Source organism: Halorubrum ejinorense (assembly GCF_039522565.1).
In the GTDB taxonomy this organism is placed as follows: Archaea; Halobacteriota; Halobacteria; order Halobacteriales; family Haloferacaceae; genus Halorubrum; species Halorubrum ejinorense.
This window is the reverse complement of the sequence record NZ_BAAADQ010000016.1, coordinates 80,787-104,951: the sequence shown is the minus strand read 5'-3', so window position 1 is coordinate 104,951 and position 24,165 is coordinate 80,787. Positions and strand designations below refer to the sequence as shown.

At 67.4% G+C, this 24,165-nt stretch carries 17 protein-coding genes and 1 tRNA gene; 9 read left to right on the top strand and 9 right to left on the bottom strand.

Annotated elements, in window-relative coordinates:
• The first annotated feature begins 65 nt into the window (after positions 1-65).
• Positions 66-1,124: a hypothetical protein gene (locus ABDZ89_RS15920; RefSeq protein ID WP_343780647.1), complete on the top strand. Its 1,059-nt coding sequence runs from the start codon at positions 66-68 to the stop codon at positions 1,122-1,124.
• Positions 1,125-1,165: 41 nt separating this feature from the next.
• Here the strand turns inward: ABDZ89_RS15920 and purN are convergent, their stop codons facing one another.
• Entirely contained in the window at positions 1,166-2,770 is a 1,605-nt protein-coding gene (gene purN, locus ABDZ89_RS15915) for a phosphoribosylglycinamide formyltransferase (protein WP_343780646.1), read from the bottom strand.
• A gap of 168 nt (positions 2,771-2,938) precedes the next feature.
• Here purN and purB point away from each other — a divergent pair, with 168 nt between their 5' ends.
• The 6 genes from purB (at position 2,939) to ABDZ89_RS15885 (ending at position 8,743) form a co-directional block, all read left to right on the top strand.
• On the top strand, positions 2,939-4,384 hold the full coding sequence (gene purB, locus ABDZ89_RS15910; RefSeq protein WP_343780645.1) for an adenylosuccinate lyase: 1,446 nt from the start codon (positions 2,939-2,941) through the stop codon (positions 4,382-4,384).
• Between the two features lie 42 nt (positions 4,385-4,426).
• Complete coding sequence (locus ABDZ89_RS15905; RefSeq protein ID WP_343780643.1) at positions 4,427-4,792, top strand: zinc ribbon domain-containing protein; 366 nt, start codon at positions 4,427-4,429, stop codon at positions 4,790-4,792.
• 86 nt (positions 4,793-4,878) lie between these two features.
• Entirely contained in the window at positions 4,879-5,574 is a 696-nt protein-coding gene (locus ABDZ89_RS15900) for a sensor domain-containing protein (protein WP_343780642.1), read from the top strand.
• A gap of 90 nt (positions 5,575-5,664) precedes the next feature.
• The gene (locus tag ABDZ89_RS15895) at positions 5,665-6,372 is read left to right on the top strand and encodes a hypothetical protein (RefSeq protein WP_343780641.1); all 708 of its coding nucleotides are present in this window, start codon (positions 5,665-5,667) and stop codon (positions 6,370-6,372) included.
• Positions 6,373-7,050 carry a metal-dependent hydrolase gene (locus ABDZ89_RS15890; RefSeq protein WP_343780640.1) on the top strand — a complete coding sequence of 226 codons (678 nt, stop codon included), beginning with the start codon at positions 6,373-6,375 and terminating at the stop codon, positions 7,048-7,050. It abuts the gene before it with no gap.
• A gap of 97 nt (positions 7,051-7,147) precedes the next feature.
• Positions 7,148-8,743: a phytoene desaturase family protein gene (locus ABDZ89_RS15885; RefSeq protein WP_343780639.1), complete on the top strand. Its 1,596-nt coding sequence runs from the start codon at positions 7,148-7,150 to the stop codon at positions 8,741-8,743.
• Between the two features lie 39 nt (positions 8,744-8,782).
• On the opposite strand, the gene ABDZ89_RS15880 is transcribed toward ABDZ89_RS15885, so the two are convergent.
• Positions 8,783-9,349, bottom strand: coding sequence for a PAS domain-containing protein (locus ABDZ89_RS15880; protein ID WP_343780638.1), 567 nt, complete (start codon positions 9,347-9,349; stop codon positions 8,783-8,785).
• A 187-nt stretch (positions 9,350-9,536) separates the two neighbouring features.
• On the opposite strand from ABDZ89_RS15880, the gene ABDZ89_RS15875 reads away from it, so the two are divergent.
• The gene (locus tag ABDZ89_RS15875; RefSeq protein ID WP_343780637.1) at positions 9,537-11,066 is read left to right on the top strand and encodes an Ig-like domain repeat protein; all 1,530 of its coding nucleotides are present in this window, start codon (positions 9,537-9,539) and stop codon (positions 11,064-11,066) included.
• An 81-nt stretch (positions 11,067-11,147) separates the two neighbouring features.
• On the opposite strand, the gene ABDZ89_RS15870 is transcribed toward ABDZ89_RS15875, so the two are convergent.
• The 3 genes from ABDZ89_RS15870 to ABDZ89_RS15860 all read right to left on the bottom strand — a co-directional run bounded on the left by ABDZ89_RS15870 (position 11,148) and on the right by ABDZ89_RS15860 (position 12,737).
• Positions 11,148-11,723: a hypothetical protein gene (locus ABDZ89_RS15870; RefSeq protein ID WP_343780636.1), complete on the bottom strand. Its 576-nt coding sequence runs from the start codon at positions 11,721-11,723 to the stop codon at positions 11,148-11,150.
• Positions 11,724-12,026: 303 nt separating this feature from the next.
• Positions 12,027-12,098: transfer RNA gene (locus ABDZ89_RS15865), tRNA-Ala, on the bottom strand.
• Positions 12,099-12,179: 81 nt separating this feature from the next.
• Positions 12,180-12,737, bottom strand: a complete 558-nt coding sequence (locus tag ABDZ89_RS15860; RefSeq protein WP_343780634.1) for a type II toxin-antitoxin system RatA family toxin — start codon at positions 12,735-12,737, stop codon at positions 12,180-12,182.
• A gap of 589 nt (positions 12,738-13,326) precedes the next feature.
• Between ABDZ89_RS15860 and ABDZ89_RS15855 the strand changes: the two genes are divergently transcribed.
• On the top strand, positions 13,327-15,414 hold the full coding sequence (locus ABDZ89_RS15855) for an ABC transporter ATP-binding protein (RefSeq protein WP_343780633.1): 2,088 nt from the start codon (positions 13,327-13,329) through the stop codon (positions 15,412-15,414).
• Between the two features lie 84 nt (positions 15,415-15,498).
• Here the strand turns inward: ABDZ89_RS15855 and ABDZ89_RS15850 are convergent, their stop codons facing one another.
• From ABDZ89_RS15850 to ABDZ89_RS15835, 4 genes are all read right to left on the bottom strand, one after another.
• On the bottom strand, positions 15,499-15,717 hold the full coding sequence (locus ABDZ89_RS15850) for a hypothetical protein (protein ID WP_343780632.1): 219 nt from the start codon (positions 15,715-15,717) through the stop codon (positions 15,499-15,501).
• Positions 15,718-15,952: 235 nt separating this feature from the next.
• Positions 15,953-20,698 (bottom strand): glutamate synthase large subunit, encoded by a 4,746-nt coding sequence (gltB, locus tag ABDZ89_RS15845; RefSeq protein WP_343780631.1) that lies wholly within the window; start codon positions 20,696-20,698, stop codon positions 15,953-15,955.
• Positions 20,699-20,930: 232 nt separating this feature from the next.
• The gene (locus tag ABDZ89_RS15840; RefSeq protein ID WP_343780629.1) at positions 20,931-21,098 is read right to left on the bottom strand and encodes an HEWD family protein; all 168 of its coding nucleotides are present in this window, start codon (positions 21,096-21,098) and stop codon (positions 20,931-20,933) included.
• 150 nt (positions 21,099-21,248) lie between these two features.
• Complete coding sequence (locus ABDZ89_RS15835) at positions 21,249-23,093, bottom strand: PGF-CTERM sorting domain-containing protein (RefSeq protein ID WP_343780627.1); 1,845 nt, start codon at positions 23,091-23,093, stop codon at positions 21,249-21,251.
• Positions 23,094-24,165 lie beyond the last annotated feature (1,072 nt).

The following is a 24,165-nucleotide window of genomic DNA, read 5'->3' as shown; positions in this document are numbered from 1 at the left end:
TCAGCGGCGATGACCGCGGGTCGAACCACAGGTTTGAGGTGTCGGAACCGAGTACCGCCGGCCGCATGCCCTCCCGCTCTCGTCGCGCCCTCCTCGCGGCAGCCGGTACCGGATTCGCCGGCGGTCTCGCGGGCTGTAGCGCCCGCATCGGGGACTTGTCGACGGCACAGACCGATCCGAACGATTTCGACGTGGGTCCGGTCTACGTCGCCGACGGCGTCCGGCTCCCGGACGGCGCCGGGCCCCGGACCGTCGAGGACCCCACGGGCGGCCGCGTCGCGCTGTTCCCGTCCGACGGGACGGACAGAGAGGCCGCGCTGTCCGCGTTGCGGGGTGCGACTCCCGTGGCGGTCGTCGGCCGCAGCGCCCAAGCGACGCTCATGGACCTCTGCGCGGCCGACGGCCGGCCGTACGGCTTCGCCAGCAACAGTTGGGGACCGACGACACGCGTCGCGGCCGCCGTCCCGTCGGACGACGGGCTGGTCACGCACGTGTTCGAGGGGGTCGAAGTCCCGAGCGGTCTCGCCGGAGCGGTCGCCCGCGTCTTGGACCCGCCGCGGACCGCGTGCCCGGTCGACGCGGAACTGTCGGACCGCCCGCCCGGGCTCGACGACGGGGCGAGGACGCTCGGCCCCTCGTACGTCCACGGTCGCAACGACGTGGCCGCCTTCACCCGCCGGGACGCGGTTCGAGTCGCCAGCGACGCGGACCGGACGCACGTCGAACTGGAACTGCGAGGGACGATACGCGGGGGCGAATCCGCCGGCTGCGACGGGGCGTACGCCGCCGATCAGGTGCGACTCGTGGCCTCGTTCGACGGCGACGTGCGTTCGACCGCCCCGCCCGCGGGCGAGACCGCGGGGCTGGAGGTTCGCCGTGTCGCGGAGGAGACCGGCGACGCCGTCGACCATCGGTTCACGCGGTCGGGCGACGGGGTGCGTCCGGAGTTCACGGCGTGTCAGCGCTCGCTCGTGACGGCGACAGAGACGCTCGATCCGTTCTCGTACGTGGCCAACGCTCGGTTCCGGTGGCGAGACCGGCGGATCCTTCGCGAGGACGACCTCTGGCACCACCACACGCCGGGGCGCGCGGTGTGGTACCCCGACGGCGGCCGGTCGGCGTGAGCCCTCGTCGCCGACGGGGACGGCGGACGCGACCGCGCCCGTCAGTCGTGTCGGAAGCAGCGCGAGCCGGTGAACGCCATCGCGACGTCTCGCTCGTCGGCCGCGGCGATCACGTCCTCGTCGTTGACGGAGCCGCCGGGCTGGATCACGGCCTCGATCCCCGCGTCGGCCGCCTCCTCGACCGCGTCCGGGAACGGGAAGAAGGCGTCCGAGGCCATCACGGCGCCCTCGGCGGACTTGCCCTCCGCGTCCTTCTCGGCTTTCATCGCCGCGAGCGTGACCGCGTCGACGCGGGACACCTGCCCCATCCCGACGCCGACCGTCTCGGTGCCGGTCGCGAACAGGATGCCGTTGGACTTGACGTGTTTCAGGGTCTTCCACGCGAACAGCATCGTCTCGACCTGCTCGTCGGTCGGCGCCCGCTCGGTGACGACCTCTAAGTCGTCGGCGGTGGGCGACCGGCGGTCGCGCTCCTGAACGAGTCGGCCGCCGACGATGGGCTTCTCGGTGAACCGCTCGGAGAACCGGTCCTCGCCCTCGCCGAGCGGGCCCACGTCGAGCACGCGGAGGTTCTTCTTCTCGCGGAGCACGTCGAGCGCGCTGTCGGTGTAGCCGGGCGCGACGACGACCTCCTTGAACGAGTCGGCGACCGCGGTGGCGGTGTCGGCGTCGCACTCGCGGTTGAGGGCGACGATGCCGCCGAACGCCGACTTCGCGTCCGTCCGCAGCGCGCGGTCGTACGCGTCGGCGAGGTCCGAGCCGACCGCACAGCCCGCGGGGTTGGTGTGTTTGATCACCGCGGCGGCGGGGTCGTCGAACTCCTTGACCAGATCGAGGGCGGCGTCCGCGTCGTTGTAGTTGTTGTACCCCATCCCCTTCGCGCCGGGGTTCAGCTGGTCGGCCCCGACGACGCTCGCCTCCTCGCAGCCGTCGTCGACGTATAAGGCGGCGTCTTGGTGCGGATTCTCGCCGTAGCGCAGCGAGGCGGACCGCTCCTCGGAGACGAACCGGCGCTCCGGGAAGTCGCCGCCCACGTCGCCCTCGACCGCGACGTTCGCGGGGCGGCCGTCGGCGTCCCGGTCGACGGTCACCCGGTCCTCGGCGAACCAGCGGACCGCCCGCGGGTACGCCGTGAACTCGGCCTCACGCAGGACGCGGGCCTTCAGCGAGTCGGCGTCGTCGTCCTCGTACACCGGGATCGGCTCCTGGGTGACGACGGGGCCGGCGTCGACCTCCTCGGTGACGACGTGGACCGTGCAGCCGGTGGTCCGGACGCCCGCGTCCAACACCTGCTCGTGGGCGTCCGTGCCGGGGAACGACGGGAGCAGCGAGGGGTGGACGTTCAGCGTCGTCGGCATCGAGTCGAGGAACGCGTCGGTCAGCACGCGCATGTAGCCGTCGAGACAGACGAGGTCCACGTCGTAATCCGAGAGTCGCTCGACGATCCGTCGCTCGTGTGACTCCCGCGACTCCCCCTCGTCGCGCTCGACGACTTCCGTCGGAACCCGGCGCTCCGTCGCGGCCTCCAGCACGGGCGCCTGCTCGCGGTTCGTCAGGACGACCGACAGCTCGGCGCCGCCCGGCGCGGCGTCGGCGATGTGTCTGAGGTTCCGTCCCCGGTTGCTCGCGAGTCCGGCGATCTTCATACCCGTGGGTCCGACCGATCGGGTATATCGATTGCGGTCCGTGTCGCGTCGATACCCACGATTGCGGATCGGATGTGGGTTTGACGGCGCCGAGAGACGAGAACGGATCCACATCCGTGCCGTCGCCCCATCGACACGCTTTTGCTGGCTCCGGCGGCAGTCGCGGACGTGACAGACGATGCCATCTCGGGGCTGTCCCGGTCGGACCCGCTCGCGGCCGTCTCGCCGCTCGACGGCCGGTACGCCTCGCGGACCGCGCCGCTGTCGTCGTACGCGAGCGAGGCCGCGCTGATGCGGGCCCGGACCCGCGTCGAGGTCGAGTACCTGCTCGCGCTGGGCGCGCTCGACGCGACGCCCGTCGCCTTCGACGAGGCGGCCGAAGCGTCGCTCCGCGGCGTCTACGAGGAGTTCTCGGCCGAGGACGCGCGGCTGATCAAGGACCTGGAAGTCGACGGCGCCGCGGGGTACGCCGCGACCAACCACGACGTGAAAGCGGTCGAGTACTTCCTCCGGGTCCGGCTGGCGGAACTCGCCGACGCGCCCGACGCCCCCCTCGCCGACGCCGAGTCGCTGTACCCGTGGATCCACTTCGGGCTCACGAGCGAGGACGTGAACAACCTCGCGCACCGGCTCCTCGTCAAGCCCGCGGTGAGCGACGTGATCGTTCCCGCGGTCCGCGAGGTTCGCGACGCCCTCGTCGAGTTGGCCCACGGCCACCGCGACACGCCGATGTTGGCCCGGACCCACGGCCAGCCCGCGACGCCGACCACCTTCGGCAAGGAGATGGCGGTGTACGCCGCGCGGCTCGGCCGCGCGCTGGGCCGCGTCGTGGTCGCGAACGAGGACCTCTCCGGGAAGCTCGCGGGCGCGTCGGGCACCTTCGCGGCGCACCGCGCAGCCTACCCGGAGGTCGACTGGCGGTCCTTTTCCGCGTCGTTCGTGCGCGGCCTCGAGTTGGAGTACACCCCGCTCGCGACGCAGGTGAACCCCTGCGACGACCTCGCGGCGCTTTTCGACGCGCTGCGAGGCGTCAACAACGTGCTCCTCGATCTGGATCTGGACGCGTGGCTGTACGTCTCCGACCGCTACCTGGGCCAGCAGACCGTCGAGGGCGAGACGGGGTCGTCGACGATGCCCCACAAGGTGAACCCGATCGACTTCGAGAACAGCGAGGGGAACCTCTCGAAGGCGAACTCGGACCTCACCTTCCTCACCGACTACGTGACGAGCTCGCGGCTCCAGCGCGACCTCTCGGACTCCACGGTCAAGCGCAACGTCGGCGCCGCGCTGGCGCACTGCCTCATCGGCTACTCGAAGGCCGGCGACGGGCTCGGGAAGGTCGTCCCGAACGAGGCCGTCATGCGCGAGGAGTTGGACGCGACACCCGAGGTGATCGGCGAGGCGGTCCAGACGATCCTGCGGCGCGAGGGCGACACCGAGGCGTACGAGCGCGTGAAGGAACTCTCTCGCGGGCGGTCGGTGACGCTCGACGACTTCCGCGAGCTGTTCGACGAACTCGACGTCGACGACGACGTTCGCGAGGAGCTGAAGGCGCTGTCGCCCGCCGGTTACACCGGGTTCGCGGACGAACTCGTCGACGAGATCGACGAGTAAGCGACACAAGAAGTTTATCGCTCGCCGCTGAAATCGAGGCCGATGCCCTCCGAGACCGACGACTCGAAGTATTCCGTGTTCGGCGACGACGAACCGAACGAGACCGATACCGACAGCGGCGGCGCGGACCGTGCGAGCGGCGCCGGCGGCGGCCGCGACGCTCCGAACGACCGCGCCGCTCGGGGCGACGGCCGACCCGCCTCGCTCGGCGGCGACGACGAGGGGTGCCCCAAGTGCGGCGGAACCGAGGCCGAGACCGACGAGATCGCGACCAGCGGGACGGGACTCACCAAGATGTTCGACGTTCAGAACCGCAGTTTCCTCGTCGTCTCCTGTGCGAACTGCGGCTACTCCGAGCTGTACAAGGGCCAGTCGTCCGGGAACGCGATCGACTTCTTCCTCGGCTGATTCGAGGGACGCGGCCGCCGAGCCCGTACAGCCGATCCCGCGGCGCGGAGCGACCGATTTTTGTTGGACGAGAGACCTGTCACGGTATGGTCTCCCTCCGACCGCTCGCCGCCCTCCCGGTCGTCGGCGTCCTCGCCGACGGCCGCACGTATCGTCACCTGCTGTACCTGCTGGTCGCGCTGCCGATCGCCTTCGTCCACTCCGGCGTGTTCTCGTTCGGCGTCGTCTTCGGGGCCCTCCTCGCGCCGGTGCTGGTCGGGCTCGTGGTCCTGCTCGCGACGCTCGTCGCCGCTCGGCTGCTCGCGGCCTTCGAGCGCCGGCTCGCGGACGGGCTCCTCGGGACCGACCTCGCGAGACCGGACGACCTCGGCGAGGCCGACGGCGCGGTCACCGGCGCGCGGAAGTACGTGGACGCCGCCTCGACGTGGCGGGGGGTCGGGTTCCTCTCGGCGAAGTTCTCGGTCGCCCTGTTCGGCCTCGTTCCGCTGCTCCTGCTCACGAGGGGGCTCCCGCTCGTCGCCGCGCCGGCCCGGTATCCCGTCACGATCCAGTTCGGCGAGGTCAACGGCGAGCCCGCGACGTGGGCGATCGAGACGCTGCCGGAGGCGCTGGCGGCGGTCCCGCTCGGCGTCGCCGCAGTTCTCGCCGCCTGTCACCTCGCGAACGCGGTCGCGTACGCCGCCCGCCGGATGGCGGTCGCCCTGCTGGACGGACCGACGCGGAACGGCCCCGCGGGCGAGAGCGAGCGCGTGACGGTCGACGGCGAGCCGAGCGGGGACTGACTCCCCGACCGCCATCGGTCCGTCCGGAAGCGCCCCGATCTACCCCGGCCCGCCCGGTGCGCTTATTCGCCTCCGAGCGTCAGCGATGGTATGGCACCGCCGCTCGTGAGCGCGGCCGTGGGCGCGCTGCTCGCGGCCGCGCTGCTCGGAGACGCGTTCGACCGACGGTCGGTCGCGGTCGTCGTCGCGGCCGCGCTCCTCCCGAGCCTCGACGCGGCCGCGAGCCTCGTCGTGCCGGGCGCGACGAACGCGCTCTTCCACGCCGTCTGGGCGCCGCTTCTCGCCGGCGGACTGCTGTACTGGGACACGACCGCCCGCGCGGAGTCGACGCTCCGAGCGCGCGGCGGCTGGCGCGCCGTCCGGGTCGCGTGGGTCGCGCTCGCGTCGCTCGTCGTCGCGGGGATCGGTTCGGCGCTGTTCGCCGGAAAGGGGGCGGTCCTGCTGTACCCGTTCGAGGAGGCTCGATACGCCGTGCGGGGGCGGCTCCTCTTCTCGACGCAGGAGGGGGTCGTCCAGACGTTCGTCGCGCTCGGCGCCGACGGCCCCGGCCTGTTGCCGCTCGGGAGCGTGGACGCCGCGACCGCGGAGCCGGTCGCCTCGTGGATCAACCCCGACGGGCGCCCCGGGCTCGACCCGGGCGCAGACCGGCGGTTCGACTTCGTCGAGAACGGGTGGCAACTGGTCGTCGTCGCCGCCGCGGCCGCGACGCTCGCGGTCCGGTGCCGTGGGGAGGGGCGCGGGACCGAGGGGTCGACCGAGACGGACCCGACCGACGCCGACGCGGAGGTGACCCGGTAAATGCCCTCCACCGTCGTCCACGCCGGGTTCGCGCTGCTGCTCGCGGCCGCGCTGTTGCGCGACGACCTCGACCGGCGGGTGCTCGCGGTCCTCTTGATCGTCGTCGTGCTCCCCGAGGTGGACAGCTTCCTCGGCCCGATCATGCCCGGCGCGCATCGCACGGTCGGCCACAACTTCGTGATCCCCGCGGTCGCCGCGTCGGCGCTGTACTACGACACCCGCGTTCGGGGTCGGTCGCTGGTCCGCGACCGGCTCTCTGACCGGTGGGTCGCGGTGGCGTGGGCGGCCATCTTCGTCCACGTCTTCGCGCACATTTCGCTCGACTGGACTCACCTCGACGGCGTGAACGCGCTTTGGCCCCTCCGAGACCGGTTCTTCCACCTGGGCGGCGAGGCGTTCTACTCGACGGCCGACGGGTTCGTCCAGACGTTCGTCGACGTCCGGATCGACCCGGAGACCGGGACGCGGACCGTCGACGCGGGCGCCGGGGGCACCAGCGAGTCCGTCCACGTCAGCAACCCGGTCCAGCCCCGCGACCCGGACGTGGAGATCGAGGAGCCCGTCGAACGCCGCTTCCCGGTCGCGAACGGCGGCCGGCGGCTCTACCTGATCGGCCTCGGCCTGTTCGCTCTCGTCGCTCGTCGGCTACAGGGCGACGGCCCGACGAGCGGGGAGTGACGAGCGAGGAGTAACGGGGCCCGAAACCGGGAGAGGACGGCGCCCCCAACATGGTATGACCGCAGGGTAAACCCTCCCTGAGCCGTACGGGATCCCGATGACTACACAACCGGACGCGGACCTGTCGGAGGCGGACGAGCCGCTCGCCGGGGAGTCGATCGCGGTCGTCGGCGCCGGATTCGGGGGGCTCTCGGCCGCCGCCTACCTCGCCGACGCGGGGGCGGACGTGACGGTGTTCGAGCGGAACGAACACCCCGGCGGGTACGCCGGCCGGATCGAGCGCGACGGGTTCCGGATCGACACCGGCCCGTCGTGGTACCTGATGCCCGAGGTGTTCGACCGGTTCTTCGAGTCCTTCGGCCGCTCGACGGACGACTACTACGACCTGATCGAGTTGGACCCGCTCTACGACGTGGTCTGGAAGGACGGCGACCGCGCCTCGATGCCGGCCGACCGCGAGGGGCAGAAGGCGCTGTTCGAGTCGTACGAGCCGGGCGCGGGCGACGTGCTCGACGACTACCTCGCCGACGCCGCGGAGGCGTACGAACTGGGGATGGACCGGTTCGTCTACCCGAGCCGGTCGCGGCTCCGCGACATGGTCGACACCGACGTCCTCCGGTCGGGTCGGGCGCTCCCGAAGCTCCGCGAGATGGACGACTACGTCGGCGACTACTTCGACAGCGAGAAGCTGCGCCAGATCGCGGAGTACAAGCTCGTCTTCCTCGGCGGGTCGCCGTACAACACGCCCGCCATCTACACGCTGATGAGCCACGTCGACATGAACCTCGGCGTCTACCACCCGAGCGGCGGGATCGCGAGCGTCGTCGACGCGATGGCCGACCTCGCCGGCGAACTCGGCGTCGAGATCCGGACGAACGAGCCGGTGACCGCGGTCGAGCCGTCGATTCCGGCCTCGAAGCCGACGTTCACCGTAGAGACGGAGCGGCGCGGGGGAAGCGAGAACTCCGCGTCCGGGGGCGGACGCTTCGACCGCGTCGTGGCGAACGCGCCGCCGCCGCACGTCGAGCGCGACCTCCTGCCGACCGGGACCGTCGACCGCGAGTCGTACTGGGAGTCGCGGACGTACGCGCCCTCCGCGTACCTCTCGTACATCGGGGTCGAGGGCGACGTCGACTTGGAGCACCACACGCTCGTGTTCCCGACCGACTGGCGGCCCCACTTCGACGACATCTTCGACGAGCCGGGGTGGCCCGACGACCCCGCGTACTACGTCCACGTCCCCTCGAAGACGGACCCTGAGGCGGCGCCGGACGGCCACGAGGCGGTCTTCCTGCTCGTCCCGCTCGCGGCGGGACTGGAGGACGACCCGGAGACCCGCGAGCGGTTCCGCGAGCGCGTGTTCGACGACCTCGCCGAACACGCCGGCGTCGACTTCCGCGACCGGATCGTCTTCGAGGAGACCGCCTGCGTCTCCGACTTCCGGCAGCGGTTCAACGCGCCCCGCGGCACCGCGCTGGCGCTGTCGCACACCCTCGAACAGACGGGACCGCTCCGCCCGGCCCACCGCGCGCCCGGCGTCGACGGGCTCTACTACGTCGGTGCGTACACCAATCCCGGCATCGGGATGCCGATGTGCCTGCTCAGCGGGGAACACGTCGCCGAGGCGGTCGTCGCGGACGCGACCGGCGGCGGCGTGCTCCCGTCGGTCGTGCCCACGTCGACGCTGCGGTGAGGGCCGGTTCGGCGTCCGCCGCTTGGTTCGGGGAACGCGTCACTCCGGAGCGTTCCCGCCGGCTTCTCGGGTTTCGGTCGACTTCGGCTCCTGGGCGGCGACCCAGTGCGTGACCGTCCCCGCGTCACCGAACAGCGGCCGCAGCGAAACGAGGGCGGTGAACGGGGTTCCGTCCGAGCGGCGGTTTCGGATCTCGACCGTGACCCGCGACCACGTCGACAGGGCCTCCCGGAAGTCTGCGCGGGCGTCGCGGAAGTCGGCGCGGACCTCGGCGTCCGGGTCCGGTGCCTGGAACAGGCGGGGGTTCCGCCCGCGGAGGTCCTCCATCGCGTATCCGGTCCAGTCGCGGAACCAGCGGTTGACGTAGACGATCGGCGTGTCGCGGTACGCCGGCCCGGTGAGGGTGAGACCGAGCGGGAGGTCATCGAGCGCCCGGACGCGGTCGACCAGCATCGCCTCGCGCTCCGCGCGGTCGTCCGGGTGCGCCGACCGGGGCGGAACCAGCTCCCCGTCGAGGCCGTGTTCGTCGACGAGCTTCGAGAGGCGAGTCCGAAACGTGCCGCGGTCGGCGTCGACCGCCGCGAGAACGTCGCATCGGAGCGTCACACGATACGTTGGCGACCGGGCGACAAGCCAGTGTCGTTCGGCGGCGAACACCGGTCTCCGCGGTCGGCGGCGAGTCGATCCGGGCTGAAAGCGACGAGGTGAGGTTGGGTCGGGCTCCGCCACGTCACACCTAATCGCTGGTTGAAACGAATGTTATATATCTCCGTCTCCGAGCCCCCGGTAACCGATGCGCAAAGCAAGCGCCGTCGTCGCCGTCGCGCTCCTCGTCACGCTCGCCGGCTGTGGCGGGCTCGGCGGCGACACCGCTGGCGGACTCTTTGGAGCGCCGTCGCCGTCGATCGAATCCGTCGACGCGCCCGAGTCGCTCGTCCACGACGAGCGGGCGACGGTCGAGGCGACCGTGCGGTGGGAGGGTCTCGCGAGCGACGGCGGGGGCGGGAGCGGGGGGTCGGCGAGTTCGAACGCGACGCTCGATCCGGTCCGGGTCGCGGTTCGGGTCGGCGACGCGACGCTGCTCTCGGAGAACCGGTCGGTCCCCGCGAACGGGACGATGACGGTGGCGGCCGCGGTCGACGCCGCGGCGCTCGAACCGGGCGAACACGAACTCAGGGTGACCGTCGGCGAGGCGACGGCGACCCGGACGCTGGTCGTCGAAGAGGCGCGGCCGGCGACGTTCACCGTCTCTGACGTCGAGGCCCCGGAGGGCGTCGCGTACGGCGAGAACCTCTCCGTCGCGGCGACCGTGACCAACGCCGGCGACCTAGCGGGCAACCAGACCGTCCGGATCCGGTACGGGACCGGCGCGAGCGCGAACCGGACGGTCGCGCTCGACGGCGGCGCGGAGGCCCGGGTGTCCGTCACGTTCACGGACGTGCGGCTCGACGGCGGCGATTACCCGGTCGTCGTGACGACCGCGAACCGAACGCGCGAGCGGACCGTCGCGCTCGACCACCCGAGCCCGTACCGGAAGACGACGCTCGGGCTCTACGTCGACGACGACGCCGTCGACCGGAACGTCTCGGAGGTCGTCGCGGCCGCGACGGGCTACTGGGAGCGGACCGACGAGCGCTACCTCGGCTACCCGGTCGCGTACGAGCGCGTCGACGACGCGGACGACGCCGACGTGGTCCTCCGGTTCGACCGCGTCGATCGGTGCGGCGTGGAGGGCAACGACACGCGCTACTTCGGCTGCGCGGACCTCCTCGTCGACGAGCCGCGGACGCCGATGACCGCGACCGTCGATCCCCGGATCTCCGACGCGGAGATGAACGCGACGATCATCCACGAGCTCGGCCACGTTCAGGGGCTCGAACACGGCGAAGAGCCCGCCGGGCTGATGAACGCGACGAGCACGCTCGCGACCCACCGCCCGCTGAAGGTCCACGTGCGCGCCGACGACGGCGCGGTCACGGGTCCCGTCGAGGACGAGGTGGCCGCGGCGCTCGACCATTTCGCGGCCCGCGACGATATCGCGGGGAGCGACGGCTTCTCGTGGAAGTTCGTCGATAGCGCGCGGGAGGCGCACGTCCAGATCACCTACGACGAGCGCGGCGACGTCTGCTTCGCCGACGGCGGCGGCTCCTGTACAGTCGAGGGCGAGTACTACGGCCAGCAGGACGTGCGCCTAGAGGAGTTAGACGAGGCGGTCGTCGCGTGGCACGTCGGCGCGTCGCTGGCGCCGGTGTTGCTGGAGGAGGTCCCGCCGGAGCTGACGGGCGATGCGGAGCGGCGTGAGCGGGAGGCGTGGCCACAATAGCGTAAACTGGGCTAATAGAATGTTTTCGAAATAGCAATTCAAGTCCTGTTTAGCACGGAACCAGCAATGAGCGAATTATAACTAGAAGTAGTCTGTTATTTTTGATATAACACTAACAACCAGAAGGACACCAGAAAAACAGATAACGAACCCAAGCCAGCTAGGCAAAGTTTCGCGGAGATAGCCTTGGGCTAACAACTCGTCAGGAATTGGACCTGAGATTGTAAGTATTTGCCAGACAAACCCAACCACGAGCCCAGTTACGCCTACATTGGTCTTTACAGTACGTTTTGCCTTGGTCTCAATTTCTGATTTTAGATTATCGGAGCGTAGAATGACTTCTTCTGCAAGGATTTCGGGGGTGTAGAAGTTTGATACAGCGAGCTCTACACTGCCAAGAGCACCAATCACAAGGCCGTATACAACTGCATCCAACTCAAATCCGAAATCATATATTAGCAATATTAGAGTGCTCTTCCAAAGCGGGCCAATATTCGTATGTTCAACGTATTGCTGAGCTAGAATGCTTCTTGTGACTTCCAATTCTTCATCACTAGTGTCGTCGGGTTGTTCGAATCTACTTGGAAGTAGCACAAGAAGATAGTCTCGTACGTATGTTTCCCAACGAGTTAGATCTGGCTCAGTAACCTCCGGCATAGTAGAGAATATTTATCTAATTGATAAAATTAACGGGCAGTCATCTTATTTAAAGAAGCAAACAGTAGATGAGAGTTGTACAAGTGGACTCGCGGGGGTCCCACGAGCGAACGCAGTGAGCGAGTGGGACCACGCGAGGGAACGACTGAGCGAACGAAGTGAGCGAAGGAATGGACTCGCGGGGATTTGAACCAAAACCAGACGTGCTCGCTCGCTTCGCTCGCTGCGCGCGACTGGTAGGGTTCAAATCCCCACTCGTTACAGATGTGCGCAGCTCGCGACGTTGCTCGCGGCACAAAATCATGGACTCGCGGGGATTTGAACCCCGGGCCTTCCCCGTGCCAGGGGGATGATCTACCACTGATCTACGAGCCCTCGAACGCATTCGTTCGTTCCCCGCTGGATATATTAAGGCCTTCGACTCGGCGACGCGGCGGGCGTCGCGCACCGACTCACTCAGATGCGGTTGGAATCGACGTACACGTCGAGGTCGACGTCTCTTGTCGACCCCTCTAAGTCCTGGACGGCGCGCTCGACGACGCGCTCGGCCTCCCCCTTGATGAGCGGGATGGCCTTCTTCAACACCCAGTCGAACGAGACCAGCCGCGGCAGGTCGAGCGCGTCGGGGCTGGCGGAGCTGGGGTCGAACTCGACTTCGAGCGCGACCTCGCAGGGCGCGTCGTCGGTCGAGTTCCCGTCGCCCGTCTCCCCGTCGCCGTCGTCCGTCTCCGGGGGGGTCACCCGCCAGCAGCCGCCGGCGTCGATGTCCTTGGTGATCTCCCAGTCGATCCGCTCGGGCGGCTCGACGCCGGTAACCTTCGAGTTTGCGGTGTAAGATATCTTCCACCACGCGAACCGGAGCGCGTAGCGGGTCCCCGGACCGCCGTCGCCCGTGATCGTCCGGACCTCGCTGAGGTACTCGGAGTAGTTCGCGTACCGCGGGAAGTCGAGCAGGAACGCGTACACCTCCTCGGGGTCGGCGTACACCTCCGTGCTCACGACGAGTTCGTCCACGTACTGGAGTTCGAGCGGCGCTTATTAAACGGACCGGCGACCAGATCACCCCCGCTGAAGGGAACCGGCCGCCGCTTCAGTCGTCGAGGGACGCCGTTTATAATCGATTGCTAGTGGACCGGCAGCGAGCACCGCTAAAGCCCCAACTGCTCAGTAATGCGAAGTTGGCTTCCCGACGGTGAACACTTCCAAAGCCCCAGTCGCGAGGACTCGCGCACCTCGTTGCGCTCCTCGCTCGTTCGCTCCGCTCACTCGCTGCGGTGCTAACGTCGGTGTGCTTCGTCCTCGCGACTGCCCCTTTGAGTCCCGCCCCGCACAGCACCGCAGCCTCACGCCTCCCCAGCCTCGCGGTTCGCGCTCTTCGAGCGCTCACCGCGTCCAGCGAGAATCGAAGATCCTCTGGCAGCCGGCGCGTAGCGCCGGCGACCTCGCGCGCGCTGTTCGGCCGCGGGGCGGCCTCACAGGCACGCGCCACCGCACTCTGTGAGGTCAGTATCAACGATCGGTGGCGCAGCGATGGTGATGACCAGAACCCGGAACGGGACGCCGAGGTCGTCGGATACATGGGGCTGCCGGCGCTCGTACGCCCATGGCCGCCGACGACCGCAACGCCTTCGAAGTGTACCGCGACCGGGTCGACCGCCCGCTCGGTCGGCTGTTCCGCGAGTACGGGGCGTCCGAGGCCCACTGGCTCGTGATCGGGATGGTCGCCAACGTGGTCGCCCGCGTCGCGGGACTGATCCCGCCGGTCGTCCTCGGCGTCGCCATCGACGCCGTGTTCACGGGGACCGGCCCCTACACGCTCCCGCTCGTGCCCGACGGGTGGCTCCCGACCGCGGAGCCCGCGCAGTTCCGCCTCTCGGTGATCCTCATCTTCGGGTCGTTCCTCGTGACGGGCGTGTTCACGTACGTCTACGGCATCGCCGCGAACAACTTCGCCCACCGCGTGATGCACGCGGTCCGCACCGACTCCTTCGACCAGATGCAGCGGCTCGACATGACCTTCTTCGACGACAAACAGACCGGCGAGGTCATGTCCGTCCTCAACAACGACGCCTCGAACCTGGAGGTGTTCTTGGACAACGCCTTACAGAACTCCGCGCGTCTAGGCGTGATGGTAGTCGGCATTGCGGGCGTCCTCGTCTACTACAACTACGAACTCGCCGTCGTCACGCTGGCGGCCGTCCCGCTCATGTTCCTCTTCACGCTCTGGTTCATGCGCGCGGTCGAGCCGCGGTACGTCGCCCAACGTTCCGTCGTCGGCGACCTCAACACGGCCCTCGAAAACGCGCTCTCGGGCGTCGAACTGGTAAAGACCTCCAACACGGAGGCCCACGAGAGCGAGCGCGTCGAGGACGCCTCCTACTCGTACTTCCGGCGCACCATGTCCATCCTCCGGCTCAACTACGTCTACCGGCCGGGGATGGAGCTGCTCGCCGGGCTGGCGTTCGCCGCCACCTTCGCGGTCGGCGGCTACTGGCTCGCGAACGGCCCGCCGGGTCCGTTCAGCACCGAGCTGACGGTCGGGACGTTCGTCACCTTCGTCCTCCTCACCCAGCAGTTCGTCGCGCCGCTAGCCGAGGTGTCGAACATCATCGACCAGTACGAGAACGCGAAGGCCTCCTGCGAGCGCGTGTTCGGCCTCCGTGACATCCCGATCCGCATCGAGGACGACGACGACGCGGTCGAACTCGGCGGCAACGGCGGCGGACCGGCCGCCGACGGTGGCGTCTCCGAGGGCAGCAGCGGCGCGCAGGCCGAGCGTGGCGCCCGCGGCGGGGTCGCCGGCGCCGTGGAGTACGACGACGTCTCGTTCGCGTACCCCGAGAACGCCCTCGTCGACCCCGAAGACGCCGAGGAGGAGGTCCTCAGTGGCGTCTCCTTTTCGGCCGACCCGGGCGACACCGTCGCGCTGGTCGGACCGACCGGCGCCGGGAAGTCGACGCTGCTCAAGCTGCTCCTCCGGCTCTACGACGTGACCGACGGCGCGATCTACGTCGACGGCCACGACGTCCGGGACGTGACCGTCGAGAGCCTGCGCTCGTCCGTGGGCTACGTGGCGCAGGACACCACGCTGTTCGACGGGACCATCGCCGAGAACATCCGGTACGGTCGGTTCACGCGGATCGACGAGGCCGAGGGCGACGAGGAGTCGATCCGCGAGCGCGTGGTCGAGGCCGCGAAGGCCGCGGAGGCCCACGAGTTCATCGACTCGCTGCCGAACGGCTACGAGACGCGGATCGGCGAGCGGGGCGTGAAGCTCTCCGGCGGTCAGCGCCAGCGGCTCGCCATCGCGCGCGTCGTGCTCCAGGACCCCGCGATACTCATTCTCGACGAGGCGACCTCCGCGGTCGACACGGAGACGGAGATGCTGATCCAGCGCTCGCTCGACCGGCTCGCAGCCGACCGCACGACGTTCGTCATCGCACACCGCCTCTCGACGGTGACCGACGCCGACACCGCGCTCGTCTTGGAGGACGGGGCGGTCGTCGAGCGCGGCAGTCACGAGGACCTGCTCGACGCGGACGGCCTCTACGCGAAGCTCTGGGGCGTTCAGGCCGGTGAGATAGACGAGCTACCAGAGGAGTTCGTCGAGCGGGCCCGCGAGCGACACGTCGACCGCGCGGTCGAGCGGGCGACCGAGAGCGAGGACGACTCGGAGCCGCTCGACGGCTGATCGGGAAATCGGCCCCGATGGCCCCGTCGAACGTTCGCGGGCGTCCCGTCGAGACGGACGAGTGGGTTAACCCGGCGCCGTCGATCACTTCGTCTCGTCAGTTCGGGTCGGGTCGTGCATGTCCGGTTCCGATGATCGGATCGTCTTAACGGCGATGAGCGCGAGCAGACTCACCGCGGCGAGGAAGAAAGTGGGTACGGCGACCTTGACGAGGAGCGGTACTCCGAGGAGGTCACCTGCGAGCGCGGTGAAAAGCGTCACCAGTACGAGTCCGGACAGCCGGCTCTGCCAGTTTGCGGTCATACTCTGAACCCGTCGTAGATGGTATCGAGAGACAGCCAACACTCGGTGCCGTTTCTCGTGTGTTCGTCCACAGATACGCGTCTGACCTGTAACTCAGTAGTAAATAACCTTGTGGCGACTGCGCTGATCGAATCCGAACATCGTTCCGTGCGAGAGACGCGTTCTGTACCCTTAGAGGCCGTCGAAGTCCATCACCGGCTGCGGGGTTCAACGGAGCCGGGAGACGCGGCCCGAATCAGTCGTCGCCCGAGACCTGCTCGGCCGCGTCCGCGCCGGCGTCCGGCACCGCGGCGGCGGGCGCGGGCGGCTCCTCCCGAACGTCGTCGCCGATTCCCTCGGCGATGACGTCGGCGTACGCGTCAGGGAAGACGCGGACGAAGTCGTCGAGCGCGGTTCCCCAGTCGTCGAGGAGGTCGGCCGCGCGCTCGCTCCCGGTGTACGCGCGGTGGTTCTCGACGAGCCGGCGGAGCATGCGCTCGTCGGACTCGTCGAGGCTCTCGGAGACGGAGACCATCCCGCGGTTCACGCGGTCATCAAGTCGGTCGTCCGGGTCGTACACGTACGCGATGCCGCCGGACATCCCGGCCGCGAAGTTGCGGCCCGTGTCGCCGAGGACGGCGACGACGCCGCCGGTCATGTACTCGCAGCCGTGGTCGCCGACGCCCTCGACGACCGCCCGGACGCCGGAGTTGCGGACGCCGAACCGCTCGCCCGCGACGCCGTTGACGTACATCTCTCCGGACGTGGCGCCGTACAGACAGACGTTGCCGGCGACGACGTTGTCGGCCGGGTCGTACGCCGCCTCGGCCGGAGTGTCGATGATGATCCGACCGCCGGAGAGCCCCTTGCCAACGTAGTCGTTAGCGGCGCCCGACAGCTCCATCGTGATCCCGGACGCGAGGAACGCCCCGAAGCTCTGGCCGGCCTCGCCGTCGAACCGGCAGGAGATGGTGTCGTCGGGGAGCCCCTCGCCGCCGTGTTCGGAGACGACGCGGTTCGAGAGCGTCGCGCCGATCGCGCGGTCGACGTTCCGCACGTCGCGGGTGAGCGCGACCGGCGCGCCGTCCTCGATGGCGGGTGCGGCCTCGTCGATGAGGTCCCAGTCGAGCAGTTCGTCGATGCCGGAGTGGGCCTGTTCGCGGACCTTCGTACGAGACTCGCCCGCGGGCTCGGCGATGACCGCCGAGAGGTCGAGGTGTTTCGCCTTCTCGTGGTCGGTCTCGCGCTGGGTGAGCAGCTCGGGGCGACCGATGAACTCCTCCAGTTCGGTGTACCCCTGTTCGGCCATGATCTCGCGCAGCTCCTGTGCGATGAACGTCATGTAGTTGACGACGTGGTCCGGCTGGCCGGGGAACCGCTGCCGGAGGTCCTCGCGCTGCGTGGCGACGCCGACCGGACAGGTGTTCTCGTGGCACTGCCGGGCCATCACGCAGCCGGAGGTGACGAGCGAGGCGGTGCCGAAGATGTACTCCTCAGCGCCGAGCGCGGCCGCGACAGCGACGTCGCGCCCCGTCCGGAGCCCGCCGTCGGCCGACACGCGAATGCGATCGCGCAGGCCGGTGGCGCGGAGCATCTGATTCGCCTCCGCGAGCCCGAGCTCCCACGGCAGGCCGGCGTTTTTGATCGACGTCTTCGGCGACGCGCCGGTCCCGCCGTCGTGACCGGAGACGTGGACCACGTCGGCGTTCGCCTTCGCGACGCCCGCCGCGATGGTGCCGATGCCGGCCTCGGAGACCAGCTTCACGTTGACATCGGCCTCGGGGCTCGCGGCCTTCAGGTCGAAGATGAGCTGTTTGAGGTCCTCGATCGAGTAGATGTCGTGTTGGGGCGGCGGGGAGATGAGCCCGACGCCGGGCGTCGAACACCGGACGTGCGCGATCATCTCGTTGACCTTCTCGCCGGGGAGGTGACCGCCCTCGCCGGGCTTCGACCCCTGGGCCATCTTGATCTGGAGCTCCTCCGCGTTCGCGAGGTACTCCGAGGTCACGCCGAAGCGGCCGGAAGCGACCTGCTTGACGGTACACTCCTTTTCGGTGTCGAACCGCTCCGGCGGCTCGCCGCCCTCGCCGGTGTTGGACTTCGCGCCCAGCCGGTTCATCGCGATGGCGTTGTTCTCGTGGGCCTCCGGCGAGAGGCTCCCGAGGCTCATCGCGGCCGTCGAGAAGCGCTCGACGACCGACTCGACCGGCTCGACCTGCTCGACCGGGACCGGGTCGCGGTCGGAGTCGAACTCGAGCAGACCGCGCAGCGATTGGAGCTCCTCGGTCTGGTCGTTCACCAGGTCCGCGAACTCCTGGTACTGCTCGTAGTCGCCGCCGCGGACCGCCTGCTGGAGCGTGCCGACCGTCTGGGGGTTCCAGCCGTGTTTCACGCCCGACGAGCGGTGTTCGTACTCGCCGATGGTCTCCAACTGCGGGTCGGCGCCGAACGCCATCGCGTGGCGGGTGCGGAGGTCGTCTTCGATCTGTTCGATCCCGATCCCCTCGGTGCGGATCTCGGTCCCTTCGAAGTACTCGGCGACGAAGCCAGAGTCGAGCCCGACCGCCTCGAAGATCTGTGCGCCCTGATACGACTCCATCGTCGAGATGCCCATCTTCGCCATCGTCTTGAGGAGGCCGTCCTCCAGCGCGTGACGGTACGCCGCGAGCGCCTCCGTCTCTTCGGCCCCGTCCGGGCCGGCGACCACGTCGGCGATGGAGGCGTACGCGAGGTACGGGTCGACCGCGTCCGCGCCGTAGCCGACGAGCGTCGCGAGGTGGTGGACCTCGTGTGGCTCACCGGACTCGACGACGAGCCCCGCGCGGTTGCGGAGCCCGTTGCGGACGAGGTGGTGATGGACTGCGCCCGTGGCGAGCAGGCTCGGCACCGCGAGCCGGTTCGGCCCGACGGCGCGGTCGGAGAGGACGACGACGTCGGCCCCGTCCTCGATGGCGGCCGCGGCGTCCTCTCGGACGCGGCTCACGGCGTCGACGAGCGACCCCTCTCGGTCGTAGGTGACGTCGACGGTCACCGAGGTGAACGCCGGGGCGTCGGAGTCGCCGTCGCTCGGCGAGCGTTCGCCCGGCCCGGGGAGCGCTCGGAGGGTGGCGGTCTCGCTGTCGGTCAGAACCGCGGAGTCGGCGACGATCTGCTCGGCGTGTTCGGGCGTCTCGTCGAGCAGGTTTCGCTGGTTCCCGATCCGGGTCTCCAGCGAGGTGACGAGCTCCTCGCGGATGTAGTCGATCGGGGGGTTCGACACCTGCGCGAACAGCTGTTTGAAGTAGGTGAAAAGCGGTCGGTCCACGTCGGCCAAGACCGACAGCGGCGTGTCGTCGCCCATCGAACCGACCGGGTCCTTCCCGTCCTCGGCCATCGGCTCGACGAGGTGGTTCAGCGAGTCGGTCGTGTAGCCGAAGGCGGCCTGGTGCGCGCGGACCGTCGGCTCGGTCTCGTCAGGGTCGGCCCCGTCCGAGCCTTCGCCGTCGTCGCCCGTGGCGCCGACGGGATCGACACCCGACCCGGAGTCGACACCGTCGGCCGCGCCGATTCCGGCCGCGCCGTCGTCCTCGTCTGTGAGCGACTCCAAGTCGACCTGACCGCGGTCGACCCACTCGCCGTAGCGCTCGTCGGTGAGGTCCTCGAACACCTCGTCGTCGGGGACGATCCGGCCCGCCTCGGGGTCCGCGACGAAGATCTCGCCGGGCTGGAGTCGACCGCGCCGGCGGACGTCCGCGGGGTCGGTCGGGAGGGCGCCGACCTCGCTGCCGACGACGAGCCGGTCGTCGGTCGTTACCTCGTAACGGCACGGTCGCAGGCCGTTGCGGTCGAGGACTCCGGCGACGCGCTCGCCGTCGAAACCGATGACCAGCGCGGGGCCGTCCCACGGCTCGACCAGCGAGGCGTGGTAGTCGTAGAAGTCCGCCCGGTCGTCGTCCATCAGGTCGTCGTCGCGGAACGCCTCCGGGATCAGCATCCGCATGGCGTGCGGGAGGTCGCGGTCGGTCTGGAGGAGGAGTTCGAGCGCGTTGTCGACGCTGGCGGTGTCGGACTGGTTCGGGTCGTCGATCACCGGCTTGATCGTGTCGAGTTCGGCCCCGAACGCCGGGTGTTCGAGGTCGTTTTCGCGGGCCCGCATCCAGTTGACGTTGCCGCGGATCGTGTTGAACTCGCCGTTGTGGACGATGTTCCGATACGGGTGCGCGAGATGCCACGCGCCCAGCGTGTTCGTCGAGAACCGCGCGTGGACCAAGGCGACGTGGCTCGCGAACCGCTCGTCGGTCAGGTCGGGGTAGTAGTCGGCGAGCTGTGAGCCCTTCAGCAGGCCCTTGTAGACGACGCGCTGGCGGTCGAGCGAACAGACGTAAAACCGACCGGCGCCGTCCACCTCCGACACCGCGTTCTCGATCTCGCGGCGCGCGGCGTACAACGCGCGGTCGAAGCCGACTAGGTCGGGGTCGGCGTCGTCCTCGCGGGTCTCCTCGGAGGTGAATCGCTGGGCGAGCCCCGCGCCCTCGACGGGCGCGACGAACACCTGCGACACTTCCGGCTCGGACTCGAGCGCCGTCGTGCCGAGGTCGGCGTTGTCGGTCGGGACCGAGCGCCACGCCAGCACTTCGAGCCCGTAGACGGCACACACCTCGGCGATGACGTCGTGTATCTCCGCCTGAACGCCCGGCTCCGGCGGCATGAACACGGAGCCGACCGCGTACTCGTCCGGGAGGTCGGCGTCGACGACCTCGCGGAAGAACTCGTCGGGCCGGGCGACCATGATGCCCGCCCCGTCTCCGGTGTTCTCTTCGGCTCCCGTCGTCCCGCGATGTTCGAGGTTCTCGAGCAGCGTGACCGCGTCCGCGACGGTGTCGTGTGCCGGCGCCCCGTCGAGGTCGACGACGCCTCCGATACCGCAGTTCGACCGGTCGTCCGTCGGCGCCGCGAGCCCTTCCTCTCGGCCCGAGGAGTCCGAGTCGCGTACGCCACGGGTGGTACTACGTGACTTGGTCATACGCCCGCTCACGGATGAACAGTTAAAGGTATGACCCTGATAGGGGTGGTATCCATCGTACACACATTAGGGAATATAAGGTAATTATTCATCACGGGTGGTGTACAGATCACACGGTTTAGGATCGGCCACTGCCTACCGGTTGCGACGCGGCAAAGACGAGATTCGTCCGATATCGATCCGTGAACGTTTCACATATCCAGAGAAGACTGGCGGAGCGTCCAGTCGAGAGCTACTCCTCGAGCGGGACGAACGAGCCGTTGATGTCCCACTCGTGGATACAGTAGACGTTGCCGGGAGTCCCCGTGATCCGCCACCCGTCGGCCTCCTCGTCCCACCGTTCCTCGCGCCCGCAGAGTTCGCACGTGCGCTCTTTCGGCGGTGTGATGGTAACGCCCATGTCCGGACCGACGGCACCGCGGCGCAAAAGGATATCGACGGTCGGCGGGCAGGGGAAAACGACCTGACGAGCCACCGTCGCGTCGTCCGGTTCTGCCCTGAAGTCGCGATCGGCCCTTGGGACACGTCGCGATCGACCCTCGAGACGAGTCTACGATCCACGCACACGCCGCCTTGCGAGCAGCGACGCGCCCGTTAGCGCCGTGAGCGACGGGACGGCACCGAAGCCGGGGAGGTCGTACACGGTCGACCGGATCGGCGCCTCTTCGTAGCCGATGTCGGTCGCAGTGGCACCACCCGAGGACGGATCGCGCTCCGCGGACGACGACGTGGACTCGGTTCGGCCGGTCGACCGCGAGTCGTCGCCGTCTCTCCGACCGTCCGACCGTTCTCCGGAGGTCTCTGCTATTCCCGCTGCGGAACGGGACCCACCGAGATCACTGCGACCGGTCCCGAAGAGACCGGGCGGTCCCACGAACAGCGGGGCCTCGGAACCGTTCGGACCGGCGGTGACGCCGATCACGGGAGGAACCGTCGACAGATTAACGCCAGAGTCGGACGGTGCCGGACCACCACCGCCGGTGACGTTATCGACTTCGACCGGGGTGTCGCGACCGGGAGAGTCCCCGCCTCCGGTGGGGCCACCGCCCGAACCGGTTCCGCTGGGAGCACCGGTTCGCCCGGCGGAACCGGTGCTCCCAGCAGAACCGGACGCGCCGGCTGAGCCGGTTCCCCCTGCCGAGTCGGGTGGGCCAGCTGAATCGGTAGAAACGCCTTTCGGGCCGGCGGACGTGCCGGAACCGCCAGGCGTATCGGACCGGCCCGACGGGCCCGGTTCGGTCTGTCCCTCCGCTCCGACCGATCGATTCGGTCCGGACGACTCCGTCGGCTCGGTCGGCCCGTTGTCTGTCGGCGATGCGGCGGTCGTGACGCTCTGCGTCTCGTTGTCGGCGTGTTCCGCGGGGGAGTCGGCGCCGCCCGGAGTCAACCGCGTCGTCACGCGGTGGCGGTCGTTCGCCGCGGTCCGGCGCAGTCGCTCGTCGTCGACCCGGAACGTCGCCTCGAACGTCTCGCCCGGGGCGGGCGACGTCTCAGTCCCGAACGCGGCCTCACCGTCGGTGACGAGGAACAGGCCGCGACGGTCGAGGTGGACTGCCGACTCGTTCGGCGTCGGCCCGAGTGCGGTACCGGCTGCGGCGCCGGAGTCGTTCGTACCGACCGGCGCTACTCCGAACGAGAGACCGTCGAGTCGGTCGAGGTCCGCGCCGCGATCCAGGGACGCGTTCGTAGCTGCCGTGAGTCCGGTGAGTCCGGTCGCGTTCGCGGCGTACACGACCGTGTCGTTCTCGGTCGCGGTCGTCGCGGGGGTGAGCGTCCCGTCGGTCATCGCCTCGCGGACGGCGGTCGCGTTCTCGAAGCCGTCCGGTGAGACTGCGCGCGTGGTGTAAGCGGTCAGGTCGGTCGTCGAGCGGGGCACCACGGTGACCGTGGCGGTGTCGTTGGTGACTGCGGTGCCGTGTTCCGACCGCAGCGTGAGGGTATACGTTCCCGGCGAGAGCGGAGTGAGATTTCCGGATACCGAATCCACGGAGATTCCGGAACCGGTCGTAACGAACTCCGACGGTGATGCCGGCGACGCGTACGTATTGATGCTAATGGGCGACGGACCTGTGTCAGTGGTTGTGAGGTTGAGTGTGGTAGTATTGTTTTGACCGACAAGAGCCACAGAGGATTGTTTATAAGTAGAATTGACTGCTAGTTCGATATTATTTCCAGCAATAGTATAGTTGTTTTTATTTAATTGTAAATCTGCCTTTTTGCGTTCAGAAACTGTTACCTCTTGAGCCGTAGTTGTACTAGTAGTCAAATCGTGTATTTTCACAGTGTATGTGCCAGACTGAGCGGCCGGGACGAATCTACTAATATTAGACGAAGCAACCAAATTCAGCTCTTCTTCATATACTTTCCCAGAATCTGATTTCGATACAGTAAGCAAAGCACTTCTTTTGTTCCCAGTCGCTCTTATACGGATTGGAATTTGAGAACCTGCCACGGAATCACTTGCGCTGACTCGTGTGGTCGAATTATTTAGTCTGATTGTGACATTTTCATTTCCAGACTCAGATGTTAGGTAATAATAGCCAGTCGTGAGATTATTTGTGCCAATTGTGTGAATTGTATCCGAGTTGTTAGTATGTATCTCTCTGGTTGTATTACCACTTGGTTTCGAAATATTGTACCTGCCTTCTCGTTCTAAACGTAAGCCAATTTTTGATCCACGATTAGCCGTGTACTTTCCAGTGGTAGTTACTAACTTATCCAAACGTACCTCCGACATAGATTTATTTTCGATTAAAGAAACGTTTGATTCTGTAGCGATTCTGCTAATACGGATGTTATCAATTTGTGGTAGAACACTGTGGGCAGTAAAATTAGACCCAATGAGTGGGTATACGTACAGGAACTCACCGTCTACATCATATCGTTGTGGGTGGTCGTCAAAACGGATTTGCGCTGTTTTATTCGCTGAAAAATCAACGGTAATACGGCCTTGGATCCCAGATATGTTTGAATTCAGTTCGAATACTAGTACACTATTATTGCTGTATTCGCCATTCAGATTATTGTAATATAGTGGCTCACCCTCAAATTGGATAGGTTCGGAAATGTTGAGTGTCGTTGTATCCAAATCATAAATTGAATCTAATCCATGTTCATCTGGTGATGAGTGAAGTCCAATAGTGATTTGTGTTTCACCCACTAATGTCGTGTTATTTATATAAATAGGATTATTAATTGAGTTTGTAGTCTTGATTTTCTGTCCGATTTCTCCATTCTGTCCTTGTTCCCAAATGGTTATTGAGGCATTATGTCTCAGATCTCGATTAATAGAATAATTATATCGAACGAACCGTGTAGATTTGTTGTTAGGACCTGGTTCGAGTTCGACAGTACCCGGTGAAGATATGCTAAACTTGACATCCGCTCTCCCTTTGCCCTGTTGAGCGGTGTATAAGATATCGTCGTTAGTCTTTGATCCCTTTCGGTTGTACCTGGTGACATTTGTC